Source organism: Kosakonia sp. (assembly GCF_032104925.1).
Taxonomy (GTDB): domain Bacteria; phylum Pseudomonadota; class Gammaproteobacteria; order Enterobacterales; family Enterobacteriaceae; genus Kosakonia.
This window is the reverse complement of the sequence record NZ_DAMCGF010000002.1, coordinates 450,058-464,550: the sequence shown is the minus strand read 5'-3', so window position 1 is coordinate 464,550 and position 14,493 is coordinate 450,058. Positions and strand designations below refer to the sequence as shown.

The window sequence follows — 14,493 nt, the reverse complement described above, 5'->3', positions numbered from 1 at the left end:
TTATAAAGTGCGTCAGCAATCACACACATTGAAACGTTGTTTTGATAAATTAATACTCTATTTTTAAACTTGTAATCATCTGTGGTCATCATTGGGGGCGCAACTTTCCCACCGGACCATCTAAAGGAGTGAAATATGGCGAAAGGCATGCGGGTAAAACTCAATTACGCAATCAGCCGCGATCCGGATACCGGCGCGGAAGTCACCCGCTTAACACCACCGGAAGTGACCTGTCACCGGAACTACTTCTATCAGAAGTGTTTTTTCAATGATGGCAGCCACCTGTTGTTTGCCGGTGAATTTGATGGCCACTGGAATTATTACCTGCTGGATATCGCGAAAGCCGAAGCCGTGCAGTTAACGGAAGGCGCGGGCGATAACACCTTTGGCGGTTTCCTCTCGCCGGATGACAGTGCCTTATATTATGTGAAAAACGATCGCACGCTGCGTGAAGTGAATTTACAGACACTCGCCGAGCGCGAAATTTATCGCGTACCGGATGAGTGGGTCGGCTACGGCACCTGGGTGGCAAACAGCGATTGCAGCAAACTGGTTGGGATTGAGATCGCCGCCAGCGACTGGACGCCGCTCAATGACTGGAAATTGTTCCATGATTTCTTTCATAAAGGCCCGCACTGCCGTCTGCTGCGCGTGGATCTGCAAAGCGGCGAAAGCAGCGTGATCCATGAAGAGAAAAACTGGCTGGGGCACCCGATCTATCGCCCATTCGACGACAACACCGTGGCGTTTTGCCACGAAGGCCCGCACGATCTGGTGGATGCGCGGATGTGGCTGGTCAATGAAGACGGCAGCCATGTGCGCAAAGTTAAAGATCACGCCGAAGGCGAAAGCTGTACCCACGAATTCTGGGTGCCGAACGGTTCCGCGCTGGTGTACGTCTCTTACCTGAAAGGCAAACAGGGGCGCATGATTTACAGCTTCAATCCGGATACCGGCGTGAACGACGCGGTGATGCCGATGCCTGCGTGTTCACATCTGATGAGCAACTTCGACGGCACATTACTGGTCGGCGATGGTTCCGGCACGCCGGTGGATGTGAAAGATACCAGCGGTTACACCATTGATAACGATCCGTATTTGTATGTTTTCGACGTGGCGAAAAAAGCCTATTTCCGCGTGGCGCGCCACGATACCTCCTGGGCAACGGTTGCCAACAGCCGCCAGGTAACGCATCCGCATCCGTCGTTCACACCGGACGACAGTGCGATTCTGTTTAGTTCCGATAAAGACGGTAAACCGGCGCTTTATATCGCGAAACTTCCTGAGCAACGCGTAATGTTGCAAGCATAAACTTTGAGTTAGTGTTTCTGTAACTGGCCTTGCCCTCCTCCTGGGGGGCTTTTTTTTTGTGCCGTTCTTGCCCGTCATACTTTCAGCCACTGGTGTGCTGGCTGCCTTACTTTTCGCTACAGGTTCGTTACTTTCTTTGGACTTTTGGAGAGTGCTTTTTGCATTTGCTCAGGTCTGCCCTGAATCATTTGAGTCACAGGAAGGCGGCAACGCAGCGAGTTCCCGGGAGCTAACTGAAGTAAGTGATTGCGGTGAATATGGCGGGCATAAATATAAAAAACCCCGGCCAATGGCTCCGGGGTTTTTGTGAGGGTAACACAGGTAGTTCAGACAATCAGAAAGAGTAAGCTACACCGAGGCGGAAACGGGTCTGGCGTTCGTCGGTGCTTTTCACACCCACGTTGCCCACTTCCACATACGGGGACCAGTTTTTATCCAGTTTGTACGCCACCTTGGCGTTATATTCGTTGGAATAGGTTTTGTTGTTTTCACGAATAACATCTTCGGTGCTCTTCGCGTAAACATAGTTCAGCTCAATACGGTAGTCGCCCATCGCCCAGCCGACCCAGGTATCAAATTTGTTGACCTTGTTATCAACGGTATTGGAATCCGGGTTACGTGTGTATTCGTAGCGATAACGACCGGCAATATAGACGCCGTTATCAAAGCTGTATTGCACATGAAGATACGGTTTATAGATGGAGTTGGTATCTTTACTTTCGATATTAAAGCCCGGTGTTAACGCAAAATTCTGCGTCGCAGCCCAGCGCCAGTTAATGGACTCTTCGTGGCCGTTACCCACGATTTCCGTTAACGGTTTGTCGGCGTCATCGCCGCCAGATTTCCATTTCGCTTCAACACCGAAACCTAAGCCATTATCGAAACGGTGAGAAACCGCTACGCGATCGGCGTTGGAACCGCTGTCGATGTATTCATGACGTAAATCCACGGTGACGGCTTGTGAAGCAAAGGAAGCGCCAAGGAGTGAAGCAAGAGCCAGAGTTTTCTTAAACATGAGATTACCTCAATAATTAAAATTATGTTCCATTTTTATGGAATTTCATTTTATTTTTTTGGTAACTTTATTTTAGTGATCGCGATCGTAAATATTTGTATGGAACGGAACTATGTATAACGGCGTGATGAATATCAATATATTTCTCCTAAAATGGCGGATTAATATGATAAAGATCACACCAACTTTCTATTAACTGTTAACTTACAAATTCAAATACAAATTAAAAACATAAAATAAAACAGATACCTACAAAACAAAATCATTAATAATAAGCACACTTATCGCTTGCAGACATAATGGTCACGCAGGGTACGATATTAATAATCAGCGCTGAAGAAGTGATTTTGAATAAGCCAGGAAAATTATTAGTTGGAAAGGTGGAAGTTTTAATTAAATTGAAACGCGAGAGGTAATGGGTGCCAAAAATAATAAAACCTTCCAGCGGGAAGGTTTTATTTAGCTTAAAGTCAGATTAATCGCGTTCGATTGCCAGCGCCACGCCCTGGCCACCGCCGATGCATAAGGTTGCCAGTCCTTTACGGGCCTGTCGTTTTTGCATTTCATGCACCAGCGAAACCAGAATACGACAGCCGGAAGCGCCAATCGGGTGGCCCAGCGCTATCGCCCCGCCATTGACATTCACCCGCTTCTCATCCCATTCAAGGATTTTACCGACCGACAGCGCCTGCGCCGCATAGGCTTCGTTCGCTTCAATCAGATCGACATCATCGAGCTGCCAGCCCGCGCGCTCAAGGCAGCGGCGCATGGCATAAACCGGCGCAATGCCCATTAACGCCGGGTCGACGCCGACACTGGCAAACGCGCGGATGCGCGCCAGCACCGGTAAATTCAGTTCCTGCGCTTTTGCTTCGCTCATTACCAGCACCGCCGCCGCACCGTCATTGATCGGCGAGGCGTTACCGGCGGTGACGGAGCCGCTTTGTTCAAAAGCGGGGGCGAGTTTCGCCAGCGCTTCCGCGCTGGGGTCGGTACGCGGTTGTTCATCGGTATCGATAACCTGCGTCTGGCCTGCTGCATCCAACGCACTTACCGGCACAATTTCATCACGAAAACGCCCGGAATCGATAGCGACACGCGCTTTATGCTGCGAGCTTAACGCCCATTCATCCTGGCGTTCACGGCTGATGCCATATTCACGCGCCAAGTTTTCCGCCGTTACGCCCATATGATAATCATTGAAGGCGTCCCACAACCCGTCATGCACCAGGCTATCAATAAGCTGGCTGTTGCCGAGCTGCGCGCCGGTGCGGCTGTCGGTCAGCACATGCGGCGCACGGCTCATATTCTCCTGCCCACCGGCGATCACCACATCGGCTTCGCCGCACTGGATCGCCTGAGAGGCCAGGTGCAGGGCTTTCAGCCCGGAGCCGCAGACGTCATTAATGGTAATTGCCGAAACCGTATTCGGCAGGCCGCCTTTGATCGCCGACTGCCGCGCAGGGTTTTGCCCGGCGCCTGCTGTCAGCACCTGGCCTAAAATCACTTCGTCGATATCTTGTGGCTGCACGCCGCTACGCTCAATCAATGCGCGCACCACCTGGCTGCCCAACTCAACGGCAGAGAGGCGTGACAATGCGCCCTGAAAACAGCCGATAGGCGTGCGAACCGCGCCGACTATCACGACATCTTTCATCCCTACCCCCGCAGTTGTTCAACCCGGCAATAGTAGTGCATTGTTAACAAGTATTAACTCAATTGTTTAAAATTGGTGAGATTAGTCACAGCGAAAGTCAGAGGCGGGAAAGCAGCGGCAAGTTGCGCGGCCAGCAAGGCCGCGCAGAAGGGGAAAATCAGTTGTTAACCGGGATCACCGCGCCTTTATATTTGGTGCGGATCCAGTCCTGAATCTCTTTGGAGTGCAGCACGTTTACCAGCGCCACGATATCTTTTTTCTTCTCGTCGCCACGGTGTACGGTGATGATATTGGCATACGGGTTGTTTTCACCGCTTTCCACCGCAATCGGATCGTGAACCGGATCCAGACCGGCATCAATCGCATAGTTGGCGTTGATCACCACCGCATCGCCTTCATCATTGTTGTACATCTGCGGCAACAGCGCTGCTTCGACGTTCGGCAGGAACTGCAGTTTTTTCGGGTTATCAACGATGTCATCAATACGCGCCGTCACTTTGTCGATGCCCGGTTTCAGCTTGATGACACCCTCTTTTTCGAAAATAGAGAGAATGCGCCCCTCTTCAGACACCGCATCACGCATGATAATTTTGCCGCCCTGCGGCAGATCTTTCAGCGATTTGTATTTTTTGGAGTAAATACCAATCGGCTCAATATGAATGGCGCCTGCGCTGACGAAATCATAGGTTTTGTCGCCCGCGTGATCTTTGATAACGCTATTCAGGTACGGAATGTGCTGGAAGTAGTTGGCATCCAGTTCGCGGCTGGCCAGCGCCGTGTTCGGCAGGATGTAGTCCTGGAATGGTTTAATTTCCAGATCAATTCCCTGTTTCGCCAGAATCGGTTTCGCCTGCTCAAGGATTTCGGCGTGCGGCACGTTTGACGCGCCAACGGTCAGCGTATCGGCCCAGGAGGAGAAGCTCAGCACGCTGAGAGTGGCTGCGGCAATCAGTGTCAGTGTTTTTTTCATGATGTTGGTTTCCAATAATTATCGTTTATCTAACAGAGAAGTAATCACGTCGCCGCAGAACTGGATGATGAAGACGATGATAAGAATGGTCACCGTCGCCACCAGCGTGACGTCGTTATGGTTCCGCTGGAATCCTTCCAGATAAGCAAGATTGCCCAACCCGCCAGCGCCGATAACGCCGGCCATGGCGCTGTAGCTCACCAGCGCAATCAGCGTCACGGTAATCCCGGACACCAGCGCTGGTGATGACTCGGGCAGTAACACCCGAAATACCAGTGTGCTCAACCGCGCGCCCATCGAACGCGTCGCCTCAATCACCCCTTTATCCACTTCGCGCAGCGCAATCTCGACCAGGCGCGCATAAAACGGCGCGGCACCAACAATTAGCGCAGGCAGCGCGGCGTTCGCGCCAAGAATGGTGCCAACGAGGGTTTTGGTAAACGGGATCAGCAGCACAATCAAAATGATGAACGGAATAGAACGGAAGACGTTCACCACAATCGAAATCACGCTGTACAACGTGCGATTCTGGAACAGGCCGCCGCGCGCGGTGAGAAACAGCGCCAGACCGAGCACGATCCCCAGTACAAAAGTCGCCGCGCCCGACAGCGCTGTCATATACAGTGTCTCTTGCGTCGCCGCCCAGAGTTGCGCCCATTTCAGGTGCGGAAAGAGAGATTCAGCCATGTGTCACGACCTCGCTTTCAATATCCGTCTTGCTCAGGTCTGCAAGGATATTGTTCAGTTGTTCCGGGGTCGCCTTCACGTTCACCCATAATTGTCCAAATACGCCGTGCGCGGTTTGCGACATCTTGCCGTGCAAAATGTTAAACGGCAGACCATAGCGCAGCGTCAGTTCGCCGACGATCGGCTGGTGCGTGCTGTGGCCGGTAAAGGTCAGCTTGATCACCGTACCGTCCAGATCGCTGTTCAGCTCCGGGTTGAACGCCTCTTCTTCTTTATACTGGCTCACCTGGCGCACAAACTGTTTGGTGATCGGCTGCTGCGGATGGGTAAAGACGCTCAGCACATCGCCCTCTTCCACCACTTTGCCGTTCTCCATTACCGCCACGCGGTCGCAAATCTTGCGCACCACATGCATTTCATGGGTGATCAACACAATGGTCAGTTTGAAACGGCGGTTAATATCGAGCAGCAAATCGAGGATCTGATCGGTGGTTTGCGGATCCAGCGCCGAGGTGGCTTCATCGCACAGCAGCACATCCGGGTTATTCGCCAGCGCGCGGGCAATGCCAACACGCTGTTTCTGCCCGCCGCTAAGCTGCGACGGGTAAGCCTTTTCACGCCCTTTCAGCCCCACCAGCTCAATCAGTTCCGCCACGCGGGCATTAATCTGCGCTTTTGGCGCACCGGCAATTTGCATCGAAAACGCAATGTTTTCGCTCACCGTGCGCGACCACAATAGATTGAAGTGCTGAAAGACCATGCTGATCTTCAGCCGCGCCTGGCGCAACGTTTCCCCGCGCGCGGCGGCAATGTCCTGACCATTAATCACAACGCTGCCGGAGGTGGGTTTTTCCAGACCGTTCAGCAAGCGAATCAGCGTACTTTTCCCGGCGCCGCTGTAGCCAATAATGCCGTAAATCTGCCCCTGCTCAACCGTCAGATTGACGCTGTCGACGGCGGTAATCGATGCCTTTCCCTGGTCGAAAATCTTGGAGATATTCCTGAGGACGATCATTCGTTGGTGTTTCCGTTTGGCGGTTTAGCAGTATGGATGTCCAGAAGATAATAATCAGCCGCAGTTATAATTCAAATAACCAAATAGACATTACTTATAACTAAACACGCTAACAGCGATGGAACAGGGGTTTCGACGATAAGACTTTATTTCGCATTGCATTGCCGGAAATTGCATAACTGCGATGGAGAGAAGAGGAAAAGTGCCTGAAATCAGCGCTAAAACCCGCTTTTCTGGCAATCAATCCATCCGGACGACTGTATGGCTCGCCGTCCTGATGGCTAAACAGCGGTTTATATTTCCAATCGCTCTAAACGCCGAATAAAGGTTATTTAAACAGGCAAAATGACAGACCTATCATCCGCTCATCACGAATGTTAACGGGTGAATCTACAATGTCAGTCTTCCATTCTGTAACCGAATTGATCGGTCAAACACCGCTGTTGCAGTTACATAAACTGGCGAGCGGGCCATGCGAATTATTTCTCAAACTGGAAAACCAGAACCCTGGCGGTTCGATTAAAGACCGGGTCGCGCTGTCGATGATTAACGAAGCCGAACGCCTCGGTTTGCTCGCACCCGGCGGGACGATTATTGAAGCCACCGCCGGTAACACCGGGCTGGGACTGGCGCTGATCGCTGCGCAAAAGGGTTATTCACTGGTGCTGGTGGTGCCGGACAAAATGAGCCGCGAGAAGATTTTCCACCTGCGCGCACTGGGCGCGAAAGTGGTGCTCACCCGCTCAGACGTGAACAAAGGCCATCCGGCTTACTATCAGGATTACGCGCGCCGCCTGGCGCAAGAGACGCCGGGCGCGTTTTACATCGACCAGTTCAATAACGACGCCAACCCGCTGGCACACGCGTCGACAACCGCGCCGGAACTCTTTGAACAACTGGACGGCAAAATCGATGCCATCGTCGTTGGCGTGGGCTCCGGCGGCACGCTTGGTGGACTGCAAGCCTGGTTTGCTAAACACTCGCCGCACACCGAATTTGTGCTGGCCGATCCGGCCGGCTCGATCCTCGCCGATCAGGTGGAACATGGTCGTTACAGCACGCCAGGTTCCTGGCTGGTTGAAGGCATTGGCGAAGATTTTATTCCACCGCTGGCGCACATCGACGGTGTGCGCAAAGCCTTTCGTATTACCGATCGCGAAGCCTTCGCCACCGCCAGAGAACTGCTGCAACAGGAAGGGATCCTGGCGGGATCGTCCACCGGGACGCTGCTCAGCGCTGCCCTGCGTTACTGCCAGGCGCAAACCGCGCCGAAACGCGTGGTGACGTTCGCCTGCGATAGCGGCAACAAATATCTGTCGAAAATGTTCAACGATGACTGGATGCGCCAGCAAGGGTTGCTCACGCGCCCTTCTAACGGCGATCTCACGGATTTTATCGCCCTGCGCCACGACGAAGGGGCCACCGTCACCGCTGCGCCAGAGGATAGCCTCGCCGCCGTGCTGGCGCGCATGCGGCTGTACGATATCTCGCAACTGCCGGTGCTGGAAAACGGTCAGGTGGTGGGGATTGTTGACGAATGGGATCTGATAAGCCACGTGCGCGGTGACAGTGCGCGTTTCGCGTTGCCGGTAAAAGCGGCGATGACCCGCAACGTGGAAATCCTCGATAAACACGCGCCGGAAAGCGCGCTGTACGCCATTTTTGATCGCGGCCTGGTCGCGGTGATCGCCGACAACGGCCACTTTGTTGGCCTGATAACCCGCAGCGATGTGCTGACCACCTGGCGCAACCGTCTTGAACAATAAGGGAAATAAAATGAAAACACTGGCAACGCAGAGCGTCCACAGCGGCGCATTCAACGACCAACACGGCGCGGTGATGCCGCCGATTTACGCCACCTCCACTTTCGCACAGCCTGCGCCGGGCCAACACACCGGCTACGAATATTCGCGCAGCGGCAACCCGACACGCCATGCGCTGGAAACGGCGATCGCCGAACTGGAAGGCGGCACGCGCGGTTACGCGTTTGCTTCGGGCCTCGCCAGCATCTCCACGGTGCTGGAACTGCTGGATAAAGACAGCCATCTGGTGGCGATTGATGATGTGTACGGCGGCACCTATCGCCTGATTGAAAATGTGCGCCGCCGCAGCGCCGGATTACAGGTGAGCTGGGTAAAACCGGACGATCTCGCAGGTCTCGAAGCTGCCATTCGCCCCGACACACGGATGATCTGGGTGGAAACGCCAACCAACCCGTTACTGAAGCTGGCGGATCTGGCGGCGATTGCCGCCATCGCCAAACGTCATAATATTCTCAGCGTGGCGGATAACACCTTCGCATCGCCGGTTATCCATCGCCCGCTGGAGTTAGGGTTTGATATCGTGGTGCATTCGGCCACGAAATACCTGAACGGGCACTCGGATGTGGTTGCCGGTTTGGCCGTGGTCGGCGATAACCCGGCGCTGGCCGAAAAACTCGGTTATCTGCAAAATGCCGTCGGCGGGGTGCTCGATCCGTTCAGTAGTTTCCTCACCTTGCGCGGCATTCGTACGCTTTCCCTGCGCGTGGAGCGCCACAGCAGCAACGCGCTGGCGCTCGCCCGCTGGCTGGAACAACAGCCGCAGGTGGAGAAAGTGTGGTTCCCGTGGCTGGAATCGCACCCGCAGTATCAACTGGCGCGCAAGCAGATGGCGCTGCCGGGCGGCATGATTTCGGTGGTCATCAAAGGTGATGACGCACGGGCGAGAGAGATTATCAATAAGCTAAAACTGTTTACGCTGGCGGAAAGCCTCGGCGGTGTGGAGAGCCTGGTCAGCCAGCCGTTTAGCATGACTCACGCGTCAATTCCGCTTGAACAGCGCCTGGCAAACGGCATCACACCGCAGTTGATCCGCCTGTCGGTGGGCATCGAAGATGAACAGGATCTGATTGCTGACTGGAAAAACGCGCTGGCGTAAGCACATAAATCGGGGAGCCATCAGGCTCCCTGCGACGTTAACGGGCTGTCCCACGCTGATACCACCTGGTTGCGGCCCTGTTTTTTCGCGGCATACAGCGCCGTATCGGCCCGGTGAATAAGACCACTGGCAATCATATGCAGTGGTTTACCTTCAAAGTGCACTTGCCCGGCCTGCAATGTCGCCACGCCGATGCTGATGGTCAAAAAACCGGTCGGGCTGGCCGCGTGCGGTACGCTAAGCGCGTTGATATTGCTGCGCACATCTTCGGCGACATTCATCGCCTGCATCAGGTTGGTTCCCGGCAGGATAATCAGAAACTCTTCGCCACCGTAACGGCTGACGTTATCGCCGCTGCGCAAGGGTGACGAGGTGAGCGTGCGGGCAACCAGGCGCAGGCAATCGTCCCCGGCCTGATGCCCCTGGGTATCGTTGTAGTTTTTGAAATAGTCGATATCCGCCAGACAGACCGACAGCGGGAAATCCTCCTGCAAAGCGCGGGAAATCTCGCTCAGCAGACACTCATCCATATAGCGGCGGTTAAACAACCCGGTCAGGTGATCGTGTTGCGCGTACTGTTGTAACACTTTATTCGCGCTGGCGAGCTTGTGCTCTGCCTGGCGACGTTCGGTGATATCGACCCACGTGACCGACAGCCCCACCACCATATCCATAGCGTCATGTACCGGTACCGCCTGAATATCGTAACAGCGATCGCGCCAGCCCAACTCGCGTGACGGCAACGCCTCACCCTTATCCGCCAGCGCGAAATCCGTCAGGAAAAAGGGCCAGTAATCAGGCATCAAACGCTGAAAGTGATCCTCTGTTTCCAGCGCCTCACCCAGCAATTTCACCATCGCCTTGTTGGACATCACCAGACGCCCGTGGCGGTCAATCATACACAGCGCCACCGGCGTGGTTTCGTAAATGGTCTCCAGTTGCAGCACCCGTTCACCGAGGTTGGAGATATTGCGATCGATACCGCGATAACCGCGCAGCTCACCCTGCTCATCAAACAGCGGGATGCCGCTGGTTTCCAGCACCACAATGCTGCCATCGGCGCGTTGATTGCGGTTGACCAGGCCAGAAAACGCACGCTTCTCCGCCACAATGGCACCAAACGCGCCCGCCACGCGTTCCGCTTCGCCCGGCGGCATAAAATCAAAAGGGGTTTTGCCAATCACCTGGTCAGGCGGTACGCCGAGCAATTCCGTCACGACGTCGGAAGACCACGTATAACGTCCCTGCGCGTCGACTTCCCACACCCAGTCAGAATTGTTGTGCAGCAATTCGAAGAGATGTTTGGCATCTTCTTCCCGGTGATCCAGCCGTTTTTTGTCATTATTCATGGTTTCTGTTCCGCATGGCCCGCTATGCGCGCAACAACTTGCCTGGTCAGCGTGGTGAAGGCAAGAAATATTCACCACAAAAATATATCTATCTGTTTTGCTAAGCTGCGCCTTAACCCAATGAAAGTGAATAAGATTCATACTTACTTTGGGCGTTTTTTTCTGCAACATCTCTGCTTCGGAGATGTCGGTTTTGCGCCTGCTTAGCCTGTTTTCAATCACCAGAAGTAATAATAGCCACACTGTACACGATTTCGTCAGACTTTTTCATGCGGCTTATTTTTTTATCTCGCGGCAATGAGGCCAGAACCTGCGATTTATTTATCGTCACCTTAATTACAATAAGAAATTATAGATCGTATCTATTTAAAGCAATTAATTTACCTTAAGGCAAATTACTCCTGGATTTTTTAAGTTTTCCGGTTAATATATTTTCTCTTCACCGATTATGCCATCGATATTTATCACGCAAGACAATAGCGATATATAAAGACGAATTAATTAATGCTATCTATAAAATAAAAATAACGTTACCGCATTTACTTTGGCGGTACAGCCACAACGCTTTACTCATCACGCCCGCCGCGCCGCAAGGCCTGGTGCGGGTTTGTTATTAGTTCAGGGTTATAAAAACAATGAATAGCGATAACCGCAAAAATAAAACCACCAGCGTCAACCCGGCGCGCCAGGCGCACCGCCAGATGTCGTGGGGAATGTTATTCTTTTGCTTATTTCTGCTGGTATTGAAGTTTTTTAGCTGAATCGGCGAGATGGGTATTAAAACAATAAAATAATCCCCCGATAACGGGGGATATATTCCGGCTCGCCACTCCTTGCGGGCCTGGGCCACTGCTGCTACCTTGCAAACTCACTTCTTTTATTATTGCGCTGCATGTCGGCTTTGTAACCACCCTGCCAACGCCGAGGCATTTAACGCCCGGGAATAGAGATATCCCTGGGCGATATCGCACTGCAAATCCCGTAGCTGATTACGCTGCTGTTCGGTCTCCACCCCTTCGGCTACCACCGTCTGGTGCAGGCTTTGGCCGATTTTCACCACCGTGGTGGCAATGGCTTTCATTTTGCTGCCTTCGCTGAGATCGCGCATAAAACTTTGATCGATTTTCAGCTCGGTCATAGGCAGGTGCGCCAGGCGTGACAGGCAGGAAAAGCCGGTGCCGAAATCATCCATCGACAGGCCAACGCCGAGCTCGCGCACCGCGCAAATCACTTCCATCGTTTCCGGGCGCTTATCCATCATCACCCCTTCGGTGATCTCAATGGTCAGGCTGCTGGCCGGGATCCGGTACTGGCGCAACAGATAGTTGATATAGTGCGGCAGGCTACTGTTATAGAAGTTAATGGGTGAAAGATTTACCGACACCACCGGCACGTGAATACCGTTGCTGCGCCACTCCGCCATCTGGCGGCAAGCTTCATGGAGTGTCCAGCGACCAATGGCTTCAATCTCACCGGTCTCCTCGGCCAGGGCGATAAATTTTCCGGGGGGAATATCGCCAAGAACCGGATCTGTCCAGCGCGCCAGCGCCTCAACCCCATAAAGCTCGCCATTCTTCAGCCATATTTGCGGTTGATAGTGCAAATGCAGCAGGTTACTGGCGATAGCGAGCTTTAACGCCGCCGCCAGTTTTAAACGTTCCTGATCGACCTGGTTCATCTCCGGGCTGAAAAACAGATAGCCGCCGGAGGCCGCCGCTTTCGCCAGATGCGAGGCGTGGTTGGCATGTTTAAGCAGGCCATCGCGTGAGGCGCCGTGATCCGGGTAGACGCTGATGCCGGTACTGACCGTCACATTCAGCGCCAGATCGGCGACATTGAACGGCATACGGAACAGGGCTTGGATCTTCTGCGCAATGCTGGTGGCACGCGTGTAATCACAGTCCGGGATCACCAGCACAAAGGCGTCGCTATCGGCGTGGCTGACAAAGCCCTGACGTGAAAATTCACTCAGCAGACGCTGCGCTATCGCCACCAGCACGTTGTCCCCGGCGGCGTAACCAAGCGCATCATTCACATCTTTAAAATGGTCGAGATCGAGAAAGAAAAACGCGGCGCGCTGATGAATGTCGCCTGCGATCATCTGATCAATATAGTGATGCAGCGCGCTGCGATTGGGCAGACCGGTTAAATGATCAAACGTGGAAAGCTTAGTGACGCGCTCCTGATCGATATGCACCACGACGCGGCAAGGCGCACGGTCGCCTCTAGCGCCTTCATAACAGATAGTCGCCGCCAGCGAGGTCTCCTCGCCGGTAGACGAGATCACCGTCAGCGCACGCTCACTTTCCATTTCGCCGGGCAGCATATCCAGCGAGCCGAATAACGGAATGGCCGAGGCTTTACAGCCCAGCACTGAAATACGTGGATAGCCCCATAATTTCTCTGCCGCGCGATTAAAGAAAAACACGGTTTCCGTACTATCCAGCAGTACGACAGCATCGTGAACATTTTCGAGTGCGGCAAGCATATTCTCAGAGCCGAAAATATCATTTTCAGAATGCATAATCTTTTTTCTTAAAGAAGAGTTCGGCAACATCCTAATTGAAAGTAATAACAGGTTCAATATCACCCAGCCGTAATATTATGCAGCCATATCATTTATAGAGAACCTCAATAAATAAACAGTTATTTATCGTTAAAGAAACCGCAGCAAATGCCGAACAATTAAAAACGATCAAAAAATGAAGAATTATGGATTAATTATGGAGATTTTAATTATACGTGCTTATCAATAAAAATACTGACGTAACGCACAACGATAATATTTACCTCTTTCCCCTCGCCATCCCGCGTACTTAGCGGCTCCGACGCGATGCACAGCAATAAATAAACGTTGCATTCATAGATGCATTTAATAAGTGTCTGGCTATTTATCGATAACGTCACTTGACCTTAACTGACCGCCACCGACAGTATATAAGGAAATTCTCATTTAAAGCGGAATGCGGAAATTAATATTAACGACACCCCGTCCGTTTTAACGCGTAACCTTTGTTCGCGAATAAAAGAGAAAACAACCACCACGTGCTTATATTAGCGCATATTCAACACATCGGAGTCAGGCAAATACTATGTATGATGATTTAGGTTCTTTGGCTGAAAAACTGAAGATGTCCGGTGTTTCTTTCCAGGAAATGAGTGATGAAGATGGTGCAACAATGCAAGCAGTAACCACAACGGCAGTCACATCCGAGGTCAAAGACGATATGCAGGCCGCCGCGCTTGCAACAACGCCGGCGAGCCACAAGGAGGCTAACCAGGCCAGCGCACCTGTGGACATCCCGGCTAACACCCTTTCCTGGCCTAAAAATAAACCGGTACCGGTCCCCGCGCCTGATGCCTTTAGCACACCGGCTAACGGTATTTTGCAGAGCGTGGCTGCCCTTCACCGCCCGGCGGAGGTGGACGTTCGCGAGCGCAATCCAGTTCGGCTGGATATGTTATTTTCCGTTATTGGCAAATAATATCGCTCTGCCATGTGAAATCTTCACCTGGTAATAATAACGCACGATTTTTCTTGGCCTGCGGCCCGGTAAACAGTAACGATTT

Annotated in this window: 12 protein-coding genes; 5 read left to right on the top strand and 7 right to left on the bottom strand. The window is 52.7% G+C overall.

Features of this window, described 5'->3' with window-relative positions; all coding sequences use genetic code 11:
- Positions 1–135 precede the first annotated feature (135 nt).
- Entirely contained in the window at positions 136–1,311 is a 1,176-nt protein-coding gene (locus RT644_RS05255; protein WP_020455076.1) for an oligogalacturonate lyase family protein, read from the top strand.
- A 334-nt stretch (positions 1,312–1,645) separates the two neighbouring features.
- On the opposite strand, the gene RT644_RS05250 is transcribed toward RT644_RS05255, so the two are convergent.
- From RT644_RS05250 to RT644_RS05230, 5 genes are all read right to left on the bottom strand, one after another.
- Positions 1,646–2,326 carry a porin gene (locus RT644_RS05250; protein ID WP_020455077.1) on the bottom strand — a complete coding sequence of 227 codons (681 nt, stop codon included), beginning with the start codon at positions 2,324–2,326 and terminating at the stop codon, positions 1,646–1,648.
- Positions 2,327–2,801: 475 nt separating this feature from the next.
- Complete coding sequence (locus RT644_RS05245; protein WP_020455078.1) at positions 2,802–3,983, bottom strand: acetyl-CoA C-acetyltransferase; 1,182 nt, start codon at positions 3,981–3,983, stop codon at positions 2,802–2,804.
- Positions 3,984–4,140: 157 nt separating this feature from the next.
- Positions 4,141–4,953, bottom strand: a complete 813-nt coding sequence (locus RT644_RS05240) for a MetQ/NlpA family ABC transporter substrate-binding protein (protein WP_025263848.1) — start codon at positions 4,951–4,953, stop codon at positions 4,141–4,143.
- Between the two features lie 18 nt (positions 4,954–4,971).
- Positions 4,972–5,640 carry a methionine ABC transporter permease gene (locus RT644_RS05235; protein ID WP_020455079.1) on the bottom strand — a complete coding sequence of 223 codons (669 nt, stop codon included), beginning with the start codon at positions 5,638–5,640 and terminating at the stop codon, positions 4,972–4,974.
- Positions 5,633–6,655 (bottom strand): methionine ABC transporter ATP-binding protein, encoded by a 1,023-nt coding sequence (locus RT644_RS05230; protein ID WP_045512519.1) that lies wholly within the window; start codon positions 6,653–6,655, stop codon positions 5,633–5,635. Before RT644_RS05230 ends, RT644_RS05235 begins: the two co-directional genes overlap by 8 nt.
- A 395-nt stretch (positions 6,656–7,050) precedes the next feature.
- Between RT644_RS05230 and RT644_RS05225 the strand changes: the two genes are divergently transcribed.
- Complete coding sequence (locus tag RT644_RS05225; RefSeq protein ID WP_044489477.1) at positions 7,051–8,421, top strand: pyridoxal-phosphate dependent enzyme; 1,371 nt, start codon at positions 7,051–7,053, stop codon at positions 8,419–8,421.
- A gap of 10 nt (positions 8,422–8,431) precedes the next feature.
- Positions 8,432–9,574, top strand: coding sequence for a trans-sulfuration enzyme family protein (locus RT644_RS05220; RefSeq protein ID WP_160268796.1), 1,143 nt, complete (start codon positions 8,432–8,434; stop codon positions 9,572–9,574).
- Positions 9,575–9,594: 20 nt separating this feature from the next.
- Here the strand turns inward: RT644_RS05220 and RT644_RS05215 are convergent, their stop codons facing one another.
- Entirely contained in the window at positions 9,595–10,923 is a 1,329-nt protein-coding gene (locus tag RT644_RS05215; protein WP_313626078.1) for a sensor domain-containing diguanylate cyclase, read from the bottom strand.
- Between the two features lie 635 nt (positions 10,924–11,558).
- Between RT644_RS05215 and RT644_RS05210 the strand changes: the two genes are divergently transcribed.
- Complete coding sequence (locus tag RT644_RS05210; protein WP_020455084.1) at positions 11,559–11,684, top strand: hypothetical protein; 126 nt, start codon at positions 11,559–11,561, stop codon at positions 11,682–11,684.
- A 119-nt stretch (positions 11,685–11,803) separates the two neighbouring features.
- Here RT644_RS05210 and RT644_RS05205 read toward each other — a convergent pair whose 3' ends face one another.
- On the bottom strand, positions 11,804–13,447 hold the full coding sequence (locus RT644_RS05205) for an EAL domain-containing protein (RefSeq protein ID WP_313626077.1): 1,644 nt from the start codon (positions 13,445–13,447) through the stop codon (positions 11,804–11,806).
- Positions 13,448–14,015: 568 nt separating this feature from the next.
- Between RT644_RS05205 and RT644_RS05200 the strand changes: the two genes are divergently transcribed.
- The gene (locus RT644_RS05200; RefSeq protein ID WP_313626076.1) at positions 14,016–14,408 is read left to right on the top strand and encodes a hypothetical protein; all 393 of its coding nucleotides are present in this window, start codon (positions 14,016–14,018) and stop codon (positions 14,406–14,408) included.
- The last annotated feature ends 85 nt before the right edge of the window (positions 14,409–14,493 follow it).

What these genes read in the sequence shown, in the direction of transcription:
- RT644_RS05255 (WP_020455076.1), top strand. Translation starts at nt 136, where the DNA reads ATGGCGAAAGGCATGCGGGTAAAACTCAATTACGCAATCAGCCGCGAT.
- RT644_RS05250 (WP_020455077.1), bottom strand. Translation starts at nt 2,326, where the DNA reads ATGTTTAAGAAAACTCTGGCTCTTGCTTCACTCCTTGGCGCTTCCTTT.
- RT644_RS05225 (WP_044489477.1), top strand. Translation starts at nt 7,051, where the DNA reads ATGTCAGTCTTCCATTCTGTAACCGAATTGATCGGTCAAACACCGCTG.
- RT644_RS05200 (WP_313626076.1), top strand. Translation starts at nt 14,016, where the DNA reads ATGTATGATGATTTAGGTTCTTTGGCTGAAAAACTGAAGATGTCCGGT.
- RT644_RS05205 (WP_313626077.1), bottom strand. Translation starts at nt 13,447, where the DNA reads ATGCATTCTGAAAATGATATTTTCGGCTCTGAGAATATGCTTGCCGCA.
- RT644_RS05220 (WP_160268796.1), top strand. Translation starts at nt 8,432, where the DNA reads ATGAAAACACTGGCAACGCAGAGCGTCCACAGCGGCGCATTCAACGAC.
- RT644_RS05235 (WP_020455079.1), bottom strand. Translation starts at nt 5,640, where the DNA reads ATGGCTGAATCTCTCTTTCCGCACCTGAAATGGGCGCAACTCTGGGCG.
- RT644_RS05245 (WP_020455078.1), bottom strand. Translation starts at nt 3,983, where the DNA reads ATGAAAGATGTCGTGATAGTCGGCGCGGTTCGCACGCCTATCGGCTGT.
- RT644_RS05215 (WP_313626078.1), bottom strand. Translation starts at nt 10,923, where the DNA reads ATGAATAATGACAAAAAACGGCTGGATCACCGGGAAGAAGATGCCAAA.
- RT644_RS05230 (WP_045512519.1), bottom strand. Translation starts at nt 6,655, where the DNA reads ATGATCGTCCTCAGGAATATCTCCAAGATTTTCGACCAGGGAAAGGCA.
- RT644_RS05240 (WP_025263848.1), bottom strand. Translation starts at nt 4,953, where the DNA reads ATGAAAAAAACACTGACACTGATTGCCGCAGCCACTCTCAGCGTGCTG.
- RT644_RS05210 (WP_020455084.1), top strand. Translation starts at nt 11,559, where the DNA reads ATGAATAGCGATAACCGCAAAAATAAAACCACCAGCGTCAACCCGGCG.